The following is a 17,834-nucleotide window of genomic DNA, read 5'->3' as shown; positions in this document are numbered from 1 at the left end:
AGCCTGCTTCAAGGCTGACACAGGTAGGGCAATGACGATTTCTCGACGCTGGTTCATGGCGGGCCTGGCGCTCACGAGCGCTGCGGTGCCTGCCGCTTTTTATGCACATCGTGAGCTGACCCGGGAAAAGGAACCGATCACGCCGGGGGAGGCCACGGTCGACCTGGCGAGCACCGCCGGGCAGCAACTGGCGGACAGCTTGCGCGGAATCTGGGACATTCGTTTTGTCGGCAGCGATGCCGGGCTTGAGGGCTTGCCGCAGGACGGGCTGGAGCTGTTTCTCGACATCGCTCATCGCGGGCGAGGGTTGCGCGGTTGTCTGGATACCGGCACTCACCTGCGCGGGGAAGGCCTGCCGTGCTATCAGGTCATCGGCGATCTGGCACCGGCCACTGGCGCTGAACTGTACTGGCGGTTGATGCGCACTGACGCCCCGCTGGTGGCGCCGGTTTATGAGTTCAAGGCCAAACTCGACGAGGTCTGGGCGGCGTTCGGCAACGCCGGCAGCGGCACGTTCAGCGGCCAGGTGCTGAGCCTGAATCGCCCGTTGGGCGTGCCCGAACTCGACAATCGCTTTATCGCCATCAAGCGCCGGTTTCCCGAAGCGCGGGAGCGAACCGCCCTCAACCCGACATTTCTGGCGTGGCTGGTATCCCCCGAGCATCGATTGTTTCATCAGCTCTGGCACGCGTCCCGGGACAAATGGCACAAGCTCTCGGAGAAAAAACGCGAGGCGTTGCGCGGTATCGGCTGGCAACCCGGCCCACGGGACAAGGAGCGTGATGCCCGTGGGCCGCGCAAGGACCGCAACGGTTCGGGTGTCGATTTTTTCTTCATGCATCGACACATGCTCGGCATCGCCCGGTCCATGCAGGATTTGCCTTCATGGCCGGCGTTCCCCCTGCCGCAACCGGAACTCGAGCGTGATCGCCAAGGCTTCGCGCGCTATTTCGACAATCACGATGGCAATGCCTTGCCGCCGACCTGGTTGACCGAGGGCGATGACGAATACACCAAGTGGGTTAGCGATATCAAAGCCGCAGAGACCTATCACAGCAACTTCCAGGTCTGGGAGTCGCAGTACCGGGATCCGCGTTACCTGTCGAAACTGACCCTCGGCCAGTTCGGCTCGGAGGTCGAGCTGGGCCTGCACGACTGGCTGCACATGCGCTGGGCCTCGGTGGCTCGGGATCCGTCCAACGAGATACCAGTGCCGATGGCTCGGGATCAGGCCGACTTCGCGGCGCGCTGGTATGCCCCGGAAAACGATTTTCTCGGCGATCCGTTTTCGTCCCACGTCAACCCGGTGTTCTGGCGTTTCCACGGCTGGATCGACGATCGCATCGAAGACTGGTTCCGCGCCCATGAGCGTTTTCACCCGGGCGAACTGAGCCGCCTGGAGGTCAACGGCGTGCCGTGGTTTGCGCCGGGGCGTTGGGTGGAAGTGGGCGATCCGTGGCTTGGGCCGGACACCCACGGATGCAGCACGACCCCGGGTCTGCAAACGGGACGTTCGGTGGAAATGGACCCCGAAACCATGAAGCTGGCGTTGCGCATCACCTTTGGCGATGAAGACAACATCAGTGACCTGTTGCGCAAAGTGCCGCGACGGCCGTGGTATGCGCGGCATTTGAAGGTCAAGGGATGGCCGGTTTGATCAGATAGACCGCGTTATCGTTCATCGCGAGCAGGCTCGCTCCCACAGGATCCGGGCTGAACACAATGTTTGTGTGCACGCAGGATTAAGGTGGGAGCGAGCCTGCTCGCGATAGCGATCTCAATGCTCACGCCGAGCTAGAGGATTTGCCACCCCCCACCCAACGCCTTGTACAGCGCAATACTGGCCTGCAACCGCGACAATCTCAGCTGCACATTCAGATCCTGGGCGGCATACAGCGTGCGCTGGGTTTGCAGCACCGTGAGCAGGTCTTCGGCGCCGGCCTGGTAACGGCTCTGGGCGATGTCGAAAGCGCTCTGTGCCTGGCTCAGTTCCTCCCCTTGCCACTGACGTTGTTCGTCCAGCCCGTGAATGCTGTTGAGGGCTTTTTCCACATCGGCGAAGCCATTGATGATTGCCCCGCGATAGGTTTCCAGCAGTTCCTGTTGGCGCGCCGTGGCCTTGTCGCGCTCGGCGCTGAGGCGACCATTGTTGAAGACCGGCGCCACCAGCCCCGAGGACAGGTTGTAAAAAGTCGTGCGCAACAGATCCGAGGCCAGGTCGGCGCCGGTGCCCAGGCTGGCGGTGAGCGTCAGCTTGGGCAGCATCGCCGCGCGGGCGACGGTCACATCGGCTCGGGCGGCGGCGAGTTTGGCCTCGGCGCTGGCGATGTCCGGGCGACGGCTCAACAACTCACTGGGCACGCCGCTGGCGATCTCTGGCCAATGCAATTGATCGAACGGCTGCTCCGTCAGCGTCAGTGCCTGCACCGGTTGGCCGAGCAGGGCGGCGAGGGTGATCCGCGCTTCCCGGGCCTGCTGTTGCACAAGTGGCAGTTTGCGTTGCTGTTCGGCCTCCAGGCTTTTTTGCTGCGCCAGTTCCAGCGCGGTGGCGCTGCCGGCGTCGTAGCGAGTCTGCACCAATCGCAAAACGTTTTGGGCGTTGGCCAGGTTCAGCTCGGCGATCCGTTGCTGTTCACGCAACGACAAGGCCTGGGTGTAGCTGTTGGCCACGCCGCTTTGCAAGGTCAGTTCCACGGTGGCCCGATCGAACTCGCTGGCCTGCAAACCGAGCAGGGCACTGTCCCGGGCCGCCCGTTTGCCGCCCCAGAAATCGATTTCGTAACTGGCGCTCAGTTGCGCATCGTAATAATTCAGCGAGCGATTATCAGGGCTGACGTCCAGTTGACTGTAGCCCTTGCCGTGCAGCAAGCGTTGGCGATTGGCGTTGAGGCCGGCCTTGAGTTCGGGCAGCAGCGGGGCGCCGGCGATGGTGGCGCTGGCCTGGGCCTGCCGCACCCGGGCGACGGCGGCGGCCAGATCGTGGCTGCCCACGCTGGCCTGTTCGATCAGGCGATTGAGTTGCGGGCTGCCGAACTGCGTCCACCATTGCCGATTGCTGTGTGCCGCGGCGGCGGTGTTCGGCGATTGCCAGGCGGCGGGTGGTTGCAGGCCGCTGTCGGGGCGCGGTGCAGGGTTACTGCAGGCGGCCAGCAACAGGCTGGCGGCCAGGAGGGTCAGGGGCACTTTCATAGGTCGATCATTCACTGGTAAGGGCCGTGACCGGATCGAGCCGGGCAGCCTTGCGGGCAGGCATGAAGCCGAAGACGACACCGGTGACCAGCGCACAGCCGAAGGCGCCGAGCACGGCGAACAACTGGAACGCAACCGCGACATTGCCGAGCAGCAGTACGCCACCGACCAGAAGCGCCAGACCGATCCCGGCGACACCGCCGACCACCGAGAGCATCACCGCCTCGGTGAGAAACTGGCGCAGGATGTCGCGCTGACGGGCGCCGGTGGCCATGCGAATACCGATTTCCCGGGTGCGTTCACGCACGGTCATCAGCATGATGTTCATGACGCCGATACCGCCGACCAATAACGAAATAGCTGCAATCGAACCGAGCATCAATGACAGCGTGCCTTGGGTGCGGGCCTCGGCCTGGATCATGGCGGCGTTGTTGGTCAGTTCGAAATCGCGCTTGCCTTTGTGCTCACGCAGCATCGTTTGTTCGATCGCCTGCTCGGCTTCCTTGACCTTGCGTGCATCATTGGCGGCGATCACCACGTACTCAGGATTGCGACTGCCAAACAACCGCACGCTGGCGGCCGAGTAGGGCACGGCGATGCGGTTGTCGCTGTCGGAGTCGCCGGAACTGGAGCCTTTTTCGGCCAGCACGCCGAGCACCTGGAACGGCACGTTTTCGATCAGGATGTACTGGCCAATCGGGTCGGCCAGGTCTTTGAACAGCTTCTCTCGAACCTTGTGGCCGATCACCGCAACGGCGGCGGCGCTGTCTTCATCGGCCTGGGTGAAATAGCTGCCCTGAACCACCGGCCAATTGAAAATGCTCGGGAAGTTAGTGTCGTTGCCGCCCACATAAGCGGTGTGATCGGCGTTGCCGAAACGCACGCCGGCCGTCGAGCCGTTGACCGGCATGATCCGCTGCACCTGGGGCAGGTTGGCGAGCGCGGCGACGTCGTTGAGGGTAATGATCCCGGGCGGCGTACGCGGATTGGGCGCGGCGCCGCTGAGGTAAATGATGTTGGAGCCGAAGGCGCCCATCTGCGCCATCACCTGCCGCTTGCTGCCTTCGCCCACCGCCAGCATCACCACCACCGACGCAACGCCAATGACAATCCCCAGCAGCGTCAACGCGGTGCGGAAGCGGTTGATCCACATCACGCGCCACGCCGCCTGAACCGCGTCCAGCAGTTCGCCTTTCCAGACGCCATTGGGCTCGCTGCCGGCGCTCAGGCGCTGGCGCAGGTCCACGGCTTGCAGCGCGCCGGGACGGGCCGTGCGCGGTGCGGCCGAGGGATTGGTGGCGGTGTCGCTGATGATCAGGCCGTCGCGGATTTCGATGACCCGGTTGGCACGCTTGGCCACTTCGCGGTCGTGGGTGATCAGGATCACCACGTGCCCCTGACTGGCCAGTTCGTCGAGCAGGCTCATGACTTCGGCGCCGCTGTGGCTGTCGAGGGCGCCAGTGGGTTCGTCGGCGAGAATGATGTGGCCGCCGTTCATCAAGGCGCGGGCGATCGACACCCGTTGCTGCTGACCACCGGAAAGCTGATGCGGACGGTTGCCGGTGCGCGAACCCAGGCCGAGGCGCTCGAGCAGGGCCGCCGCGCGGGCATGGCGTTCGTCCGCCGGGGTGCCGGCATAAATGGCGGGCATTTCGACGTTTTCCTGGGCCGATCCGGACGGGATCAGGTGGTAACCCTGGAACACGAAGCCAAAGGCCTCGCGCCGTAGCCACGCCAGTTCGTCACTGCCCAGGCCGGCGACGTTTTCTCCGGCGAACAGGTAGTCGCCGCTGGTGGGGCGGTCGAGGCAGCCGAGGATGTTCATCAGGGTCGATTTGCCGGAACCGGAAGCGCCGACGATGGCGACAAATTCGCCGGCATGGATCGACAGGTCGATGCCGCGCAGCACTTCCACCACGGGGCTGTCGCCACCGCCGTAGGCTTTGCGGATCTGTCGCAGGTCAATCAGGGGCGTTTGCATTCAGCCTCCGCTGCCGGTGAGCGGGGCGCTCAGCACGTGATCGCCTTCCGCCAACCCCTCGAGAATTTGCGTGCGTAACCGGTCGCTGATCCCGGTGCGAACCTCGCGGCGCTGAACCTCGCCGTTGGCCGCCACCACTTGCGCGATCTGTCGATCCGCCGCAGTGCCGTTGTGCAGGGCCGCGGTGGGCACCGTCAGCACGTTCTGCGCTTGCTGGGCGACGAAAAATACCTGGGCGGTCATGTCGGTCATCAAGGCGTTGTCGGCGTTGTCGACATCCAGCAGCACGGTATAAAGCACCACCCGTTCGCTGCCGCTGCGACCGCTGGTGGGGCTGCCCTGCGTCTGTTCGAGCGGGCGCGGCGGCACCGGCAAAATCTGCCGCACGGTGCTGCTCCAACGCCGGCTGCCACCGCTGAGGGTGGTGAACCAGGCGGTCATGCCGGGTTTGACCTGGCCGATATCGGCCTCGGAAACTTCGGCCCATACGGTCATCGGTGACAACCTTGCAATGCGCAATATCAGCGGCGTCTGTTGTTGGGCATTGAGCGTCTGGCCTTCCCGGGCACCGACGGCGACCACCGTGCCGGACATCGGCGCGTAGATCCGTGTGTAACCAAGCTCCGCTTCATCGCTGCGCAAGCTTGCCTGGGCTTGACGAATCTGCGCCTCGAACATATCGATGCGCGCTTGTCTCGCCCGGACTTCGGCGCGGGCGGTCTGCACATCTTCTTCGCGGGTCGCGCCGCCAGCCTTGAGGTTCTGTTGGCGCTGATACTTTTGTTGCGCCAGGTCGTGCTGGGCGCGCTGCTCTTGCAACTGGGCCTTGAGGTTGTCGATGGAAAAGCGCCCGGCGTCGAGTTTGGCTTTCTGGGTCGAGGGATCGATCTCCACCAGCAATTGGCCTTCCTTGACTTGATCGCCGGCCTCGACATGAATCTTCTGGATCTGCCCGGACGCCTGGGCGCCGACGTCGACATAACGTCGCGGTTGCAGGGTGCCGAGGGCGGTCACGCTGTTTTCGATATCGGCGCGGGTCACGGTGGCGGTGGCAAGTTTTTCACGCCCCGGCGGGATCACTTGCCAGGCGGCCAGGGCTGCGGCGGGGATCAGGCACAGAGCGACAAACAGGGCGCGTCGGGTAGGGCGGGGACGTTTCATGCGGGGTTCCAGCCGGTAAAAATCGGCCCGTCGCTCGGCGTGCGCGGCAGTGACCGGCGCCGCTGAACGCTGTCGGTGGACCGACAGACACGGGAAGCTGTCCTGTAAACGAGAACCCCGGAGCAGAATTTAAGCCTTGAGACATGGCGTTACAGGTCGACAAATGAGGTTATTTCTCAAGTAAATGGATCCAGTGCTTTAAATCTATATGAGAATTACTATAAATTACGCCTCTTGCGCGCTGCCATCATCGTGCCGCCATCTCTTTTATGGCGCAGATCTGGCTCAAGGACTGGGAGTCATGTTGGAAAACTACTATCGCGAGCTGGTGTATTTCCTGAACGCCAAGCTCGGCAACCGTCAGGTGGCTGAAGATGTGGTGCATGACGCTTATCTGCGGGTGCTGGAGCGTTCCAGTGACACGCCGATCGAACAACCCCGGGCGTTTCTTTATCGCACAGCGCTCAATCTGGTGATCGACGACCACCGACGCAATGCCTTGCGGCAGGTCGAATCCCTGGACGTGCTCGACAGCGAAGAACGCTACTTCACGCCATCCCCCCACAACAGCCTTGATCACGGCCAGCGTCTGGACATGCTTCAGCGCGCATTGGCGGAGTTGCCAAAGCTGTGTCGCGAGAGTTTTCTTTTGCGCAAGATCGACGGCTTGTCGCACCCGCAAATCGCCGAGCGCCTGGGTATTTCCCGGGCGTTGGTGGAAAAGCACATCGTCAATGCCATGAAGCATTGCCGGGTGCGCATGCGCCAGTGGGACGCCCATTGATCGCCACCGTTTAATCAAGCCTCGTTAAATTTTTTTTCATTGTCCTCGTTCCTATTCAACAGACGATCTGCTGCCGCACAAGGCCGGTCAGGTCACCCAGGCTTTATCCCCGCTGGTCCGGGGTTCATCCAGAGGACACTGGAAATGACACAGGCAATTGCATCGCCCATCGTTCACGACCTGATCGGCGTCGGTTTCGGCCCTTCGAACCTGGCGCTGGCCATCGCCCTGCAAGAGCGCGGGCCGAGCCAGGGCGAGCTGGATGTGCTGTTTCTCGACAAGCAGACGGACTACCGCTGGCACGGCAACACCCTGGTTACCCAGAGCGAACTGCAGATTTCCTTTCTCAAGGACCTAGTGACGCTGCGTAACCCGACCAGCCCGTATTCTTTCGTCAATTACCTCAAGCACCACGGTCGTCTGGTGGACTTCATCAACCTTGGCACCTTCTATCCGTGCCGCATGGAGTACAACGACTACCTGCGCTGGGTCGCCGGGCAATTTACCGAGCAGAGCCGCTATGGCGAGGAAGTGTTGGCCATCGAGCCAGTGCTGCACCACCAGCAGGTCGAAGCACTGCGAGTGATCTCGCGTGATACGCATGGTCAGCAGCATGTGCGCACCACCCGTTCGGTAGTGGTCAGCGCCGGCGGTACACCGCGCATTCCCGAAGCGTTCAAGGCACTCAAGGATGAGAGCCGGGTGTTCCATCATTCCCAGTACCTGGAGCGCATGGCCAAGCAGCCGTGCGTGAACAACCAACCGATGAATATTGCGATCATCGGCGGCGGGCAGAGTGCGGCGGAAGCCTTCATCGACCTGAACGACAGCTTCCCGTCGGTGCAGGTGGACATGATCCTGCGTGGCTCGGCCCTGAAGCCGGCCGATGACAGCCCTTTCGTCAACGAAGTGTTTTCGCCGGAGTTCACCGACCTGGTGTTCCAGCAGGCCAGCAGCGAACGCGAGCGCCTGGTCAACGAGTACCACAACACCAACTATTCGGTGGTGGACATCGACCTGATCGAACGCATCTACGGCATCTTCTACCGGCAGAAAGTCTCGGGCATCGCGCGCCATGCGTTCCGTACCCTGACCACCGTCGAAAAAGCCACCGCTACCGAGCGCGGTATCGAGCTGGCGACGCGCAACAACGCCACTGGAGAAGTCACGGTTCGCTGCTACGACGCCGTGGTGCTGGCCACCGGTTACGAGCGCCAGATGCACCGCAAATTGCTGGCGCCGCTGGAACAGTACCTGGGCGATTTCGAGGTCGATCGCCACTACAAACTGATCACCGACGAGCGTTGCAAGGCCGGCATCTACATGCAGGGCTTCTGCCAGGCCAGCCACGGCTTGAGCGACACCTTGCTGTCGATCCTGCCGATCCGCGCCGATGAAATTGCCGGCTCGCTGTATGACCATGGCAAGTCGCGTGGGCATGGGCGGTCGGTGATGGATGTATTGTTGGCGACTGCCAGCTAAATCTTCTGCACCTGCCAGGCCGCTATCGCGGGCAAGCCCGCTCCCACAGTTTGATCTTCAGTCACCAAATCTATGTTCACTGAAGATCCCTGTGGGAGCGGGCTTGCCCGCGATAGCGCCCTCAAAAGCACCACAAATCCAGAATCCTGAACCCTCCTGAAGAATCCCGCGCTGCAACAGCGCGGCGAAACCCGACCCGTTCCGAGGGCCATGTACTGAAGGGATAAATGGCGCAGTTTTTAGGAAACGTCCTACAGAACGCTTCCTCGGTCTTGCGTAGCCTTGCCGCCTCACTCATCAGTCATTGATTGACCTGGAGGCACGCGATGATCAACAAAACCTTGCGTATCCTGATCGCCGACGAACAGCATTTTCACCGGATGAAAACCGAGCGGCTGTTCAATCAGCTCGGTTATTACCGGGTGGCCCCGGTACAAAGCCTTGTGGAGATGCTGACCCTCATCGAGTACGCCAGCGAGCCATTTGATCTGGTGGTCATCAACGCGTCGCTGGCGGATGGGGCATTGAACCTGCTCGGGTTCTTCCTCGATAACGGCCAGGTTCACCACGCCTTGATCTACGATGGCCGGCCGGCACAGTTGTCGCCGATCCCGGCCGCCGGTGTTAAACACAAGGTTCAACAAAAGGTTCAGGTGAGCCACGGGGCGCGGCCTGATCTGGTGTCCATTCAACGGCTGATGGCACTCATCGATCCGCCTGCGTGTGAAGTTGAACAGTCCCCCGTGCCTGCACGATATCAGCATCAAATGGCTTGATTCTGGGTTGCCGCTCGTCGGAACTATCATTTCTGACAGGTCCCTTCTTCCTGTTCGTCATGCAAAAGTCTTAGCGCAGCCGTTGCGTCCGGTCCGTCATCATCCGGAGTGCAGTCGTGGCGCAATCATCGGGTATTTGGACAGGATTTCTCCATGAAGAAAGTGCTGCTTGTGGACGATCATCCGGTGGTACGCGCCGCAGTCAGACTTGTACTTGAGCTGGAAGGGTTCAAACGAATTTCTGAGGCGTCCAGCGGTAGCGAGGCGATATCGCTACTCCACGAACATTCATTCAATCTGGTAGTACTCGATCTGGTCATGCCTGGCGGCGATGGATTGGAGCTGCTGGAACGGATCAGGGCCAGTGACTGGTCATGTCTGGTACTGGTTTTCACATCTCTGGACCCACTGTTTTTTCAGGAGCGTTGCATGCGCGCCGGAGCCATGGCGTATGTCGCCAAGACCAACGACCTGAGCCAATTGCACAAAGCCGTGCATGCGGTCATGACCGGTTATACCTATTTTGCGCGGCTGCCTTCGGGATCGCAGGACGCCCAGCAACGCAGCGAAAAACAGATGATCGACAAGCTCTCCAACCGCGAACTGACCATCCTGCAATACCTGGCCCGGGGTAAGAGTAACAAGGCCATCGCCGAGCTTATGCACCTGAGTCACAAGACCGTCAGCACCTACAAGACCCGCTTGATCGAAAAGCTCGGCGTGAACGCGGCGGTGCACCTGCGGGACTTCGCCAAGCGCAATCATCTGATCTGAATGAAACCGACCGTGCACATCGTCCTGTTGGCCTTGATGTTGAGCCTTGTGCCGCACGTTTCAGCGGCACTGGCCGACCAGCCTCAGCGGTTGCATCTGCTGGGGCGCTCCACCGTGGAGGGCTTTGAGGTCAAGCTGGATGAAAAGGACTGGCAATGGCTACGCGATAAACGAGCCCTGCGCCTGGGTGTAACGGGGGCGGATTACCCGCCGTTCGAAGTGACGCGCCACCGCGATGAACTGGAGGGCATCACGGCCGATTACGCCGAGCTGCTGGGGCAACTGCTGCATGTCAAAATCGACGTGCTGCGTTATGCCACTCGTGAGGCCGCCATGGACGCCCTCAAACGCCATGAGCTGGATCTGCTTGGAACCTCGAACAACTTCGAAGCGGCCGACCCCGCGCTAACCCGGTCCCGAGCCTATGCCGAAGATCAGCCCATGCTGGTCACCCGACTGAACGAGCGAATGCCCGTCGACCTTGCCGGCAAACGCATCGCCATGGTCGAAGACTATTTGCAGGCGCAGACCGTTGAAGATTTTTATCCCGATGCAAGTTTGCAACTCTATCCCTCGGCACTCGATGCGCTCGGAGCGGTAGCGTTCGGGCCCAGACGATGTGTACCTCGGAGACCTCATCAGCGCCAATTATCTGATCAACAATAACTACCTCAACAATGTTCATTTGGCGGGGCCTTCCGGTCTGGATGCCAATCCGTTCGGCTTTGCTTTGGCGAAGGACAATCCGCGTCTCAAAAGCATCATCGACGAGGCTCTGGCGGCGATTCCGATGGAACAGCGCGTGGTCATCGAAGTGCGCTGGAGTGCCGGCAGGGCTAATGCGGCGGGTCAGGAACAGGTGCGTTTGAGCCCCAGTGAACAACGCTGGCTGGACCGGCATTCGACGGTCACTGTCGGTGCGATCGATAACTTTGCCCCGCTGACGTTCTACGATGCCCAAGGCCGGTTCAACGGGTTGACGGCGCAGTTGCTGACGCTGATCAGCCAGCGCAGCGGTTTGACCTTTCAGGTGCAACGCGGCCACTCACTGGACCGGCAGATTGAGCAACTCCAGGACGGCGAAATCGACCTGTTGCCTGTGGTCACTCCCAGTACCGAGCGTGAAGATGCATTGCTGTTTACCCGCGCCTACCTCAGCAATCCATTTGTGCTGGTCAGTGCAACGACGACGGGCAGCCCAAGGACGCTGGACGATCTGGCCGGTAAACGCCTGGCGATTTATCGTGGTCATCCGTTGTTCGGGTTCCTGCAGGTCCGGGCGCCGCAGGTGCGCCTGGTCGAAGTGCAAAGCCCGGCCGAGGGCATGGAACGGGTGATCAAGGGGCAGGCTGATGCGACGCTCAGTACATTGATCGTCGCCCGTTACCTGATCGCTCGGCACTACCCGGATCGTCTGCGCGTCAGCAGCACCGTCGGCGACCAACCCGCCCGTATCGCCTTGGCCACGCACCGCGGCGCGCTGGAGTTGCATTCGATTCTGAACAAGGCGTTGTTGAGCATTTCGCCTCAGGAAATGGACGATCTGGTGGCCCGCTGGAGCAATGATGTGGTGCTGGATGACAGCTATTGGCTACGCCATCGTCAAGGCATTCTTCAGGCGTTTGCCGTGGCTGGCGCCCTGTTGTTGCTCGCCCTGGGCTGGATCGCCTGGCAGCGCCGGCAAATCCGTCAGCGCCAGCACTGGTTACGGCAATTGCAGGAGGCCAAGAACGAGGCGGACGATGCCAACCGCGCCAAAACCACTTTTCTGGCCACCATGAGTCATGAGATCCGCACACCGATGAACGCCCTGATCGGCATGCTCGAACTGGCCCTCAAACGTGCGGACGAGGGCGTCACCGATCGCTTTGCCATTGAGGTGGCATCCGGTGCCGCACAACAATTATTGGCGCTGATCGGTGACATTCTGGACATCGCCCGTATTGAGTCTGGACATTTATCCCTGACACCTGAACGCGCCAATCTTCGGGAGCTGGTGGAGTCGGTGTGCCGGGTTTTCGAAGGCCTTGCACGGCAGAATGAACTGGCGTGGCGAATCGATCTGGATGAACACAGCGATTGCGACGTGTTGATCGACCACACCCGTTTCAAGCAGGTGCTGTCCAATCTGCTGAGCAACGCCATCAAGTTCACCCGTGAGGGCGAGGTGAGCCTGACGCTGCGGGTGACGCCCGTGACGCCGGAGCATCTGGCGGTCAGTGTGCGCATTGAAGACACTGGCATTGGCATCAGTGACGTCGACCGGCAGCGGTTGTTCAGCCCGTTCGCTCAAGCCAGCAATAACCAGCAGTCAGCTCGCGGCGGCTCCGGGTTGGGCCTGGTAATCAGCCGTACCCTGTGCGAAATGATGGGCGGCCAGTTGCAACTCGACAGCGTCCTTGGGCAAGGCACACAGGTCGATATCACCCTTGAGCTGATCGCACTGCAACCGTTGCCTTCCATTGCGGCAGTGGATAGCGGGGTGCAGATGCCGACGCGGCCACTGACGATTCTGGTGGTCGACGATCACCCGGCTAATCGTTTGTTGCTTTCATGGCAACTGAGCCACCTGGGGCATCGTGTTCTGGAGGCTGAAGAGGGCGCCCGGGGGCTTGAGCTGTGGCGCGACTGTGAGTTCGATCTGGTGGTTACCGACTGCAATATGCCCAGGCTCAGTGGTTACGAGCTGGCGGGTGCAATCCGCGATGAAGAGCGCGCCCAGGGATTACCGTCGACGCTGATTCTGGGCTTTACCGCCAATGCGCAGCGCGAGGAAAAAGTCCGCTGCCTGGAGGCAGGTATGGACGACTGCCTGTTCAAACCCATTCTGCTGGCGGATTTAAGCGCATGGCTGGCGTCCAGGTTTGCAAACGAAGCACCCGAGACGCTCGAAGAGCAACCCGCGTCCGAGATGGACCTGAGCGGCTTGGAGCAATATGTCGGTGCCGATCGCACTCTGCTTGATCATCTGGTGCGCGAACTGGCGGTGACCAACCGGGTTGATCGGGATGATCTGCTTGAGGCGCACGCCAGAGGCAATCGCCATGACCTGCAAGCCCTGGCGCACCGCATCAAGGGCGGTGCGCGCATGGTCCGGGCGGTGCGTTTGATCGAGCATTGCGAGCAACTGGAGCGTGTCATCGATGAAGAGAACACGGTGCTGCTCGATGAAGCCGTCGATCGGTTGCAGCGCGCTATGTCATCGCTGGACAAGTATTTGAGCCCAGATCTGAGCCAGGGCTGAAACTTTGTTTGCAAGTCATGAATGGAGAATTGTTAAGCGCAAAAGATCAAAAGATCGCAGCCTTCGGCAGCTCCTACAGATTCGATGTACGCCGCAATATCGCAGTCGAACAAAATCCCGGGTAGGAGCTGCCGAAGGCTGCGATCTTTTGATCTTAGGCAATATCGCTATGGCTGAATTCCTCGCCCAGAAAGTCGATCAAGGTCCGCACCGACGGCAACAATCCGCGTCGTGAGGGGAAGATCGCATGCACGATCCCGCACTTGGGTGTCCAGCCCGGCACCAGTTCCACCAGTCGGCCGGCGGCAATCTCATCGCGCACCACCACACTCGGCAGGTGGGCGATGCCGATGCCGGCGAGCACCGCGTGACGCAAGGCCAGCAAGTCGTCGGTGACCATCCGCGGGGAATGACGAATCAGTGCGCTGGCACCGTCGGCACCGAACAATTCCCACTGATATTCCCGCTGCGCGCCACCCCAATGCACGCTCGGCAGCCCGCTGAGATCAGCCGGCGTAGCCGGTGACGACAAGCGCTGCAAAAACGCCGGAATGCCCACCAGGCATTGGGTGCTGTTGCCCAGCACCTTCATCACCATGTCGGTGTTTTCCAGTGGTGGAAAGCGCACGCGCAGCGCGATATCGAATCCTTCGTGAATCAGATCGACCCGGCGGTTGGTGCTTTCGATGAACAACTCCACCAGCGGGTATTTGAGCATGTAGCGGGTCAGCATCGGCCCGACCCAGGAATTCAGCAGCGCTGTCGGGCAACTGATGCGCACCAGGCCCTGGGGTTCGGAGCGATTGCGTTCGATCAGTTCGGCGGCGCTTTCGGCTTCGACCCGCATGGCCAGGCAACGCTGGTAATAAGCCTGGCCGATTTCGGTCAACGAGCAATGCCGGCTGCTGCGGTGCAGCAAGCGCACACCGAGGCGTTCTTCGAGTTCGGCAATGCGTCGGCTGAGCTTGGATTTGGGCATGTCCAGCGCGCGCCCGGCCGGGGCGAAACCGCGGTGCTCCACCACTTGGGTGAAGTAGTACAGGGTGTTGAGGTCTTCCACCATCGTTCTCCAAATAGAACGCTAAGGCTGGTTTTTGCAGTCTAGCGCACCAAAGGCGCCGGTTTTAAGCTTTGTCCATGGCGTCACACGACAGATTTGGAGGAAAAGATGAAAAACATCATCGGTATCTACACCAGCCCACGACCTCATTGGGTCGGCGACGGTTTTCCGGTTCGCACGTTGTTTTCCTACGACAACCTGGGCAAACACATCAGCCCGTTTCTGCTGCTGGATCACGCCGGCCCTGCCGAATTCACCCCGACCACCGAGCGTCGTGGCGTTGGTCAGCATCCGCACCGCGGTTTCGAAACCGTGACTATCGTCTACAAGGGCGAACTGGAACACCGCGACTCCACCGGCAGCGGCGGCAAGATCGGCCCCGGCGACGTGCAATGGATGACAGCTGCCTCGGGGATTCTCCATGAAGAGTTTCATTCCGAAGCTTTCGCCAAGAGCGGCGGCACCCTGGAAATGGTGCAGCTGTGGGTCAACTTGCCGGCCAGGGACAAGATGGCCGAGCCCGGTTACCAGACAATTCTCGAGGGTGACATTCCGAGCATTCCACTGAAGAACAACGCTGGCAGCCTGCGCTTGATCGCCGGTGAGTTCGACGGCCACAGCGGCCCGGCGCGGACCTTTACACCAATCGATGTGTGGGACGTTCGCTTGAACGCCGGCAAATCGCTGACTCTGGATCTGCACGAAGGGCGCAACACGGCACTGGTGGTGCTGCGCGGCACGGTTCAGGTCAATGGTGTGGAACTGGTTCGGGAAGGGCAGTTGGCGTTGTTCGAGCGCGATGGCGATCAGCTCAGTCTGCAAGCCAATAACGACGCCGTGGTGCTGGTGCTCAGCGGCGAGCCGATCGATGAACCCATCGTCGGCCACGGCCCGTTCGTGATGAACAGCGAGCAGCAGATTCACCAGGCCTTTGCCGACTTCCAGTCGGGACGCTTTGGCCGGATGAGTGATTGAAATCATTGTTGTAGCGCTGTGGCGTGCCGGGTTTGGCTGACTACGCTTGCCTGGCCACGTTTAAACGAAAAATCAGAGTTCACTTACGCCGGCCCGTTCGGCATCGATAAAAAGCGAGGATTACCCCATGACTACTTCCTACAAACGTCTCGACAAGGATAACGCCGCCGTTCTGCTGGTCGATCATCAGGCAGGTTTGCTTTCTCTGGTGCGCGACATCGATCCGGACCGTTTCAAGAACAACGTGCTGGCCCTGGCCGACCTGGCCAAATACTTCAAGCTGCCAACGATTCTGACTACCAGTTTCGAAACCGGCCCCAACGGCCCGCTGGTGCCGGAACTCAAGGAGTTGTTCCCGGATGCGCCGTACATCGCTCGCCCAGGCCAGATCAATGCCTGGGACAACGAAGACTTCGTCAAGGCGATCAAGGCCACTGGCAAGAAACAACTGATCATCGCCGGTGTGGTGACCGAAGTCTGCGTGGCGTTCCCGGCGCTGTCGGCATTGGCCGAAGGTTTTGAGGTGTTCGTGGTGACCGATGCTTCCGGCACGTTCAACGAACTGACCCGTCAATCGGCGTGGGATCGCATGTCGTCCTCCGGCGCCCAACTGATGACCTGGTTCGGCCTGGCCTGTGAACTGCATCGCGACTGGCGCAACGATGTGGAAGGTCTGGCGACCCTGTTCTCCAACCACATCCCGGACTACCGCAACCTGATGACCAGCTACAACACCCTGACTAACGCCAAGTAACACTGATCAACTGTGAGAGCGAGCCTGCTCGCGATAGCGGTACGACAGTCACTGCAAATGTGTCTGTTCTACCGCCATCGCGAGCAGGCTCGCTCCCACAGTGTTTTGTGTTGTTCTGGAGACATCAATTGCTCCTACACTGTGCCCAATCTGTGAGATCTTCGCGCCATTGGCCCTTACTGGAGTTGCTTGATGCTGTCACTGCTTACCGATCACCCGTTGCTCAGCGCGCTGATTCTGATCCTGATCGATCTGGTGTTGTGGCGTTTGATCACGGCCAGCGGCAGCAACTGGAAACTGGCGGTGCGGCTGGTGATTTTCGCGCTGTTCAGCATGCTGCTGTTCAACGAAGGCTTGAACCCCATGGAGCCGGCGCCCTGGGTCGACAACGTGCCGTTGCACCTGGCGGCAACCGGTTTGCAAATTGGCTGGTGGCTGTTCGCCGCGCGCACACTGACGGTGTTGCTGGGCGCGGTGATGATGCAACGGGTCGGGCACACCGGGCGTTTGTTGCAGGACTTGCTCGGCGCAGTGATTTTCCTGATCGCGGTCATCGCCGCCCTGGCGTACGTGCTCGAGTTGCCGGTCAAGGGCGTGCTGGCAACGTCCGGTGCGTTGGCGATCATCGTCGGCCTGGCCTTGCAAAGTACCCTCAGCGACGTGTTTTCCGGGATCGTCCTCAACACCACAAAGCCCTATCAACTGGATGACTGGATCTCCATCGACGGCACCGAAGGCCGGGTCACCGACATTGACTGGCGCGCCACGCGCCTGCAAACCGCCCAAGGCAGCATGGCGGTGATTCCCAACTCCCTGGCGGCCAAGGCCAAGATCGTCAACTTCAGTCGCCCCAGCGATATTTTCGGTATCTCGATCAGCTTGCAAGTGAGCCCCCACGCTCGTCCGCAAACGGTGATTGATGCACTGGAGCGGGCCATGCAAGGGTGCCGCTTCCTGTTGGCCAAACCGGCACCGTGCGTGGCGTTGAAAAGCTCCGGCAGCACCGGCGTGGAGTATGAAATCAGCGGTTTCGTGGTGTCCATGGATCAGAAGCGCATGGTACGTAATCAGCTGTTCGATCTGGCGTTCCGGCACTTGCAGGCGTCCGGTGTCAGCCTGTTGTCGAGCGTTGAACCCAACGCGCCTGCTGCGCTGTCACGGCAGCGGGCGTTGCTGGATAGCTCGAACATCTTCTCGACCCTGCGTCAGGAAGAGAAAGAAACCTTCAGCCAGAACATGAAGCTGCAAACCTTCCGCGCCGGGGAAATGATCCTGCCGGCGGGGGAGGTGAGCGATCACCTGTTCATCATCGAGTCCGGCGTGGTGTCGGTCGCCCTGAGCCGCGGTGGCAAAAAGTTCGAGGCCGGGCGCATGGGACCGGGTGAGGTGATTGGCGAGGCCGGGATTCTGTCCGATGAATCGGCGCTCGCCGACTTTTCGGCCAAGACATTTTGCACGCTCTACCGCATCGAGAAGGAATACCTCAAGCCATGCCTGGATGCGCGGCATGACATCAGCGAAGCGATGAAGGCGTTGTTCGATTACCGGATGCATACGGCTCAGACGCTGATTCAGGAAACACCCAAGGTGGTGGAGAAAAAGGGGTTTTTGCAGTGGTTGCGCAAGCGTAGCGGCTGATGTGTTGATGCCGAAC

12 protein-coding genes and 1 pseudogene are annotated in these 17,834 nt (G+C 60.7%); 9 read left to right on the top strand and 4 right to left on the bottom strand.

Annotated elements, in window-relative coordinates:
- Nucleotides 1–31: 31 nt before the first annotated feature.
- Complete coding sequence (gene pvdP, locus ACZ89R_RS08595) at nt 32–1,657, top strand: pyoverdine maturation tyrosinase PvdP (RefSeq protein WP_429546049.1); 1,626 nt, start codon at nt 32–34, stop codon at nt 1,655–1,657.
- A gap of 137 nt (nt 1,658–1,794) precedes the next feature.
- Here pvdP and ACZ89R_RS08590 read toward each other — a convergent pair whose 3' ends face one another.
- The 3 genes from ACZ89R_RS08590 to ACZ89R_RS08580 are packed head-to-tail and all read right to left on the bottom strand — an operon-like array spanning nt 1,795 to nt 6,331.
- Nucleotides 1,795–3,189: an efflux transporter outer membrane subunit gene (locus ACZ89R_RS08590; RefSeq protein WP_429546050.1), complete on the bottom strand. Its 1,395-nt coding sequence runs from the start codon at nt 3,187–3,189 to the stop codon at nt 1,795–1,797.
- Nucleotides 3,190–3,196: 7 nt separating this feature from the next.
- Nucleotides 3,197–5,170, bottom strand: a complete 1,974-nt coding sequence (locus tag ACZ89R_RS08585; RefSeq protein WP_429546051.1) for a MacB family efflux pump subunit — start codon at nt 5,168–5,170, stop codon at nt 3,197–3,199.
- Nucleotides 5,171–6,331, bottom strand: a complete 1,161-nt coding sequence (locus tag ACZ89R_RS08580; protein ID WP_429546052.1) for an efflux RND transporter periplasmic adaptor subunit — start codon at nt 6,329–6,331, stop codon at nt 5,171–5,173.
- A 301-nt stretch (nt 6,332–6,632) separates the two neighbouring features.
- On the opposite strand from ACZ89R_RS08580, the gene ACZ89R_RS08575 reads away from it, so the two are divergent.
- From ACZ89R_RS08575 to ACZ89R_RS08555, 5 genes and pseudogenes are all read left to right on the top strand, one after another.
- Nucleotides 6,633–7,115 (top strand): sigma-70 family RNA polymerase sigma factor, encoded by a 483-nt coding sequence (locus ACZ89R_RS08575; protein WP_429546053.1) that lies wholly within the window; start codon nt 6,633–6,635, stop codon nt 7,113–7,115.
- Between the two features lie 144 nt (nt 7,116–7,259).
- The gene (locus tag ACZ89R_RS08570; RefSeq protein ID WP_429546054.1) at nt 7,260–8,597 is read left to right on the top strand and encodes a lysine N(6)-hydroxylase/L-ornithine N(5)-oxygenase family protein; all 1,338 of its coding nucleotides are present in this window, start codon (nt 7,260–7,262) and stop codon (nt 8,595–8,597) included.
- A 326-nt stretch (nt 8,598–8,923) separates the two neighbouring features.
- Nucleotides 8,924–9,373 carry a response regulator gene (locus tag ACZ89R_RS08565; protein WP_429546055.1) on the top strand — a complete coding sequence of 150 codons (450 nt, stop codon included), beginning with the start codon at nt 8,924–8,926 and terminating at the stop codon, nt 9,371–9,373.
- Nucleotides 9,374–9,526: 153 nt separating this feature from the next.
- Nucleotides 9,527–10,147, top strand: a complete 621-nt coding sequence (locus ACZ89R_RS08560) for a response regulator (RefSeq protein WP_429546056.1) — start codon at nt 9,527–9,529, stop codon at nt 10,145–10,147.
- Nucleotides 10,148–13,391, top strand: a pseudogene (locus ACZ89R_RS08555) (transporter substrate-binding domain-containing protein).
- Nucleotides 13,392–13,545: 154 nt separating this feature from the next.
- Here the strand turns inward: ACZ89R_RS08555 and ACZ89R_RS08550 are convergent.
- Nucleotides 13,546–14,454 (bottom strand): LysR substrate-binding domain-containing protein, encoded by a 909-nt coding sequence (locus ACZ89R_RS08550; protein WP_429546058.1) that lies wholly within the window; start codon nt 14,452–14,454, stop codon nt 13,546–13,548.
- Between the two features lie 105 nt (nt 14,455–14,559).
- Between ACZ89R_RS08550 and ACZ89R_RS08545 the strand changes: the two genes are divergently transcribed.
- The 3 genes from ACZ89R_RS08545 (at nt 14,560) to ACZ89R_RS08535 (ending at nt 17,818) form a co-directional block, all read left to right on the top strand.
- Nucleotides 14,560–15,426, top strand: a complete 867-nt coding sequence (locus ACZ89R_RS08545) for a pirin family protein (protein WP_429546059.1) — start codon at nt 14,560–14,562, stop codon at nt 15,424–15,426.
- Between the two features lie 127 nt (nt 15,427–15,553).
- Nucleotides 15,554–16,180, top strand: a complete 627-nt coding sequence (gene ycaC / locus ACZ89R_RS08540) for an isochorismate family cysteine hydrolase YcaC (RefSeq protein WP_030131490.1) — start codon at nt 15,554–15,556, stop codon at nt 16,178–16,180.
- Between the two features lie 192 nt (nt 16,181–16,372).
- Nucleotides 16,373–17,818 carry a mechanosensitive ion channel domain-containing protein gene (locus tag ACZ89R_RS08535; RefSeq protein ID WP_429546060.1) on the top strand — a complete coding sequence of 482 codons (1,446 nt, stop codon included), beginning with the start codon at nt 16,373–16,375 and terminating at the stop codon, nt 17,816–17,818.
- Nucleotides 17,819–17,834: the final 16 nt, after the last annotated feature.

The organism is Pseudomonas sp. TE3728 (assembly GCF_056279145.1).
This window is presented reverse-complemented; position numbering and strand designations above follow the sequence as displayed.

What these genes read in the sequence shown, in the direction of transcription:
- pvdP (WP_429546049.1), top strand. Translation starts at nt 32, where the DNA reads ATGACGATTTCTCGACGCTGGTTCATGGCGGGCCTGGCGCTCACGAGC.
- ACZ89R_RS08590 (WP_429546050.1), bottom strand. Translation starts at nt 3,189, where the DNA reads ATGAAAGTGCCCCTGACCCTCCTGGCCGCCAGCCTGTTGCTGGCCGCC.
- ACZ89R_RS08585 (WP_429546051.1), bottom strand. Translation starts at nt 5,170, where the DNA reads ATGCAAACGCCCCTGATTGACCTGCGACAGATCCGCAAAGCCTACGGC.
- ACZ89R_RS08580 (WP_429546052.1), bottom strand. Translation starts at nt 6,331, where the DNA reads ATGAAACGTCCCCGCCCTACCCGACGCGCCCTGTTTGTCGCTCTGTGC.
- ACZ89R_RS08575 (WP_429546053.1), top strand. Translation starts at nt 6,633, where the DNA reads ATGTTGGAAAACTACTATCGCGAGCTGGTGTATTTCCTGAACGCCAAG.
- ACZ89R_RS08570 (WP_429546054.1), top strand. Translation starts at nt 7,260, where the DNA reads ATGACACAGGCAATTGCATCGCCCATCGTTCACGACCTGATCGGCGTC.
- ACZ89R_RS08565 (WP_429546055.1), top strand. Translation starts at nt 8,924, where the DNA reads ATGATCAACAAAACCTTGCGTATCCTGATCGCCGACGAACAGCATTTT.
- ACZ89R_RS08560 (WP_429546056.1), top strand. Translation starts at nt 9,527, where the DNA reads ATGAAGAAAGTGCTGCTTGTGGACGATCATCCGGTGGTACGCGCCGCA.
- ACZ89R_RS08550 (WP_429546058.1), bottom strand. Translation starts at nt 14,454, where the DNA reads ATGGTGGAAGACCTCAACACCCTGTACTACTTCACCCAAGTGGTGGAG.
- ACZ89R_RS08545 (WP_429546059.1), top strand. Translation starts at nt 14,560, where the DNA reads ATGAAAAACATCATCGGTATCTACACCAGCCCACGACCTCATTGGGTC.
- ycaC (WP_030131490.1), top strand. Translation starts at nt 15,554, where the DNA reads ATGACTACTTCCTACAAACGTCTCGACAAGGATAACGCCGCCGTTCTG.
- ACZ89R_RS08535 (WP_429546060.1), top strand. Translation starts at nt 16,373, where the DNA reads ATGCTGTCACTGCTTACCGATCACCCGTTGCTCAGCGCGCTGATTCTG.